Here is a 3,718-nt window from a genome sequence, read left to right on the forward strand (position 1 = left end):
TTCATCTGATTTAGATCTGCGTTGGTTACCACCTGCCATGGCTGTTAAGCCAAAGTCTTTGCTCAGTTTGGCCTGGTAGTTCAGGGTCAGTTCACCATTCGTTTCCGTGATGGCGGCATTGTTCTGCGCATAAAATCCATCAGAAGCATACGCCGTACCAGATGGCACTACGCCTACATAGCCGCTGTTGGTATAGTCATGGTTTACGCGACCACGGATGAAGAGGTTGTCCAGGATATTATACTTGATCCCCAGGTTACCGATAAAGCGGTTGCGGTTATCATTGTTCTCAAATTTATTGAGAATGAAATAAGGATTACCAGCGAAGTCAGAAGGATTCCATTTTACTTCATTGCCATCTTTATCATAACCGGGATTCATATTACGTATGTCGACGGTGTTGGCCAGCATATACGTACTCCAGTTCAGATTACCGGGAGCATCAGACACGTTACTTCTGTTCTCCGCTTTTTCCACATTATACTGTGCGTATGCTTCCACGGAGAGTCTTTTACTCAGATTGGAATTAACGCTGGCGGTAAATATTTTTTTATTCAGATGCTGGTTGGGCGCCAGCGCATGATTGTTCATGTCGGACAGGGAAGCCCTGAAAGTGGTGCTCTCATTGCCTCCGGCGAAAGACACGGTGTTGGTAAAGGTGTTACCGGTGCGGTAGAAGTTTTTGATATTATTCTTTTGCGGAGAATAAGGACGGGCTACCCCATCAAACTGCACTACGTTGCTGCCATCCATTTTTGGGCCCCAGGAGAGGCGGCCGGCGCTGATAGCAGATGATTTATCTGTTGGCTTGGCGCCGTTCTGGCCGGAACCGTATTCATATTGCCAGTCGGGGATGATAGCGGGAGTTTCTGCCGTATAGGTAGAGTTGTAATCCACACCAATGCCTTTCCTGGTTACTCCTTTCTTGGTGGTGATCAGGATAACGCCGTTGGCTGCACGGGCGCCATAGAGCGCGGCTGCAGGACCACCTTTCAATACGGTAATGCTTTCAATATCATCCGGGTTGATGCCGCCGATACCATCACCACGATCGCTGTTCAGACCAATGGCGCCGTTGCCGCTGGCAGGAACGCTCTGGGTGGTATTGTCGATGGGCATCCCGTTGATCACATAAAGTGGTTGGCTCTCTCCGTTGAGGGAACCGGTACCACGGATGGTGACACGACTGGAGCTACCGGGGCCGGCAGCGAGACTGGCAGAGTTTACGCCGGCAATTTTTCCGGTCAATGCATCTGCCACATTGATTTCACGGGCCTGGGTAAATTCACTGCCTTTTACTTCTGTCACAGCATAGGCGAGTGCTTTTTTATCTTTTTTGATACCGAGTGCGGTGACAACTAATTCCCCCAGTGCTTTGGAGGCCACTTGCAGTTGAATGTTGATGTGTGTTTGTCCCGGCGCTACTTGTACTTCTTTCCTTTCATATCCTATATAGCTAACGGCAACGACTATATCAGCCGGATGTGTAGCAGGAATATGTAAGGTGAATTTGCCTTCCGGATCTGTAACGGCGCCTACGCCTTTGGCAGCTAGCAGGGAAATGGTGGCGCCAATAATTTGTTGTCCATCCGTACCTTTTACGGTACCGGAAATGGATGATGGCTTGTTGGCAGGTGTCTGAGCTTTACTTCCAAGACAAAACAATAGGCTGACTACAGGCAGCATAAGTTTTGTGAAAGTTGCCAGTTTTATGACATTTTTCATCATTGTGGTTTGGTTGATAGTTCTTTCAAATAATGCGGAAATACTGCTCTAAAATAGACATTTCATTCATTTCTGCAAATTATTTGCAAATAATAATTGCAAATTATGCACCTACAAGAAATCAATAATGAATCAACACGTTGATTATTAATATATTACCATTTTATCATTTTTGCAGAAAAATTATTTCTCGTAATAAAAGTGCAAAATCAGGGATGAACGTATATTTTTGCGCTAGTATTATTTTACCCGGCAGTCCGAATCTTTGTAAATGCTGGGATTTTTAACTATCATCACCCTTTGAATCGTCGCAACGCTATGGATAGTACTAACACGCAGGATCAGCTTCCTCCTGTTTCACTCACTAAAAAAGCGAGGAAGCAGTTAATTATACAGCAGGTGAACATCCACACCCGTATTACTTACACCGAGTTGGTAAGTCTGATCAATGTGTCAGAAGACACCATCCGGCGGGATGTAAATGAACTGGCCGATGATGGAGAAGTAGTGAAGATCAAGGGTGGCGCAATGTCTATCGCCTACCATTATGGTCATGAATCGCAGACCTATGCACAGCATAATAAACTGGTGATTGCAGAAAAAACGCTGCAATTACTCTGGAATGATATGATTGTACTGATTGGTGGTGGTACCACTATCCGGGAGTTCATCAAAAAAATTCCGGCTACCCTGCGTGCTACCTTTATTACGGTGAATGTGCTCACCGCAGTAGAGCTATTGGATAAGCCGATGATAAAAACGATTGTGATTGGCGGGCAAATATCTGCCTATAGCCAGATGACAGTAAGCGGCGAAGTATTTGAATATCTTTCCAACATCAAAGCAGACCTTTGCATCATAGGGACTAACGCTATAGACCCTGTGAATGGCTTAACTGACTCGGATTGGGAAACCATACAGGTTAAAAAAGCGATGATCAAAGCGGCTGATAAAGTAGCGATACTTGCTATTTCAGAGAAACTGAATTCTTCTATGAAGATGAAAATTGCCGACCTGCAGGATATTCAATATCTGATTACAGAGCTTCCGGCGGATAGTCCTGAATTGCAGGCGTACAAAGGAAAAGACCTGATTATTTTATAAAATAAAGCGGGTGTTTTCTATGTTGAAAATACCCGCTTTATTTTATTTACTTCGCCGGCTTTCTGTCAGAAAGCGATGCCGGTTTTATCTTATCATACTCCACTACTCCCGTTTGTTTCGCCCAGTCAAAATACGCGGCACTAAACTATTACGTTTAAACTTCCTGGTTACAATCCCGTCCAAGATCCGGATTAAGTACATACATCATGAAAAAGGTTATGACCGCCTTATTATTGTTGGCAGCACTAACGGGCACCCGATCTATAGCAACTGCGCAGGTAAGTGTAGGCGTAGGCGTATCCATTAACGTGGCGCCTCCTCCATTACGGGTATATACACAACCGCCTTGTCCGGCAGACGGATACATGTGGACGCCGGGTTATTGGGGCTATGGCCCTGCGGGCTACTACTGGATTCCGGGCGTATGGGTGCGGCCACCCCGCATCGGTGTACTCTGGACACCGGGCTACTGGGGATTTGTTGGCGGTTTCTATCGCTGGCATGCCGGCTACTGGGGCCCTCATGTAGGATATTATGGTGGTATTAACTACGGGTACGGCTACGCTGGATCCGGCTTCTATGGCGGGATGTGGCGGGGTAACGCCTGGCATTACAACACTGCGTATGCGAATGTCAACACCAGGATTGTTCGCAACACTTATGTTAATAACACTTATATCAATAACAGGACGGTTGTCAACAACCGCAGCAGCTTCAATGGCCCTGGAGGTATTACTTCCAGACCTAACCGTGTAGGGCAGGTGGGGCCGGTCAATAACGGACGTCCGATCAACAGGATTGACAATAATGGACCTGGCAACCGTGCTGCATTTGCAGAGGGAAATCGTGTAAACGGGCAACAAAACCATTTCAATAATGCCGACAGGGG

2 protein-coding genes and 1 pseudogene are annotated in these 3,718 nt (G+C 46.3%); 2 read left to right on the forward strand and 1 reads right to left on the reverse strand.

The features are described 5' to 3' along the window. Positions 1-1,725 (reverse strand): TonB-dependent receptor plug domain-containing protein (locus VIP81_RS19500; protein WP_331964939.1); only part of this gene is annotated, 1,725 nt, incomplete at its 3' end. Between the two features lie 318 nt (positions 1,726-2,043). Between VIP81_RS19500 and VIP81_RS19505 the strand changes: the two genes are divergently transcribed. Together VIP81_RS19505 and VIP81_RS19510 are read left to right on the forward strand one after the other, a co-directional pair. Then, complete coding sequence (locus VIP81_RS19505) at positions 2,044-2,829, forward strand: DeoR/GlpR family DNA-binding transcription regulator (protein WP_331964942.1); 786 nt, start codon at positions 2,044-2,046, stop codon at positions 2,827-2,829. Between the two features lie 206 nt (positions 2,830-3,035). Next, positions 3,036-3,718: pseudogene (locus VIP81_RS19510) on the forward strand (YXWGXW repeat-containing protein); the annotation flags it as partial.

It is taken from the genome of Chitinophaga sp., assembly GCF_036566945.1.
Classification (GTDB): Bacteria; Bacteroidota; Bacteroidia; order Chitinophagales; family Chitinophagaceae; genus Chitinophaga.

Coding starts and splice junctions, on each gene's coding strand:
- VIP81_RS19505 (WP_331964942.1), top strand. CDS start 2,044: ATGGATAGTACTAACACGCAGGATCAGCTTCCTCCTGTTTCACTCACT.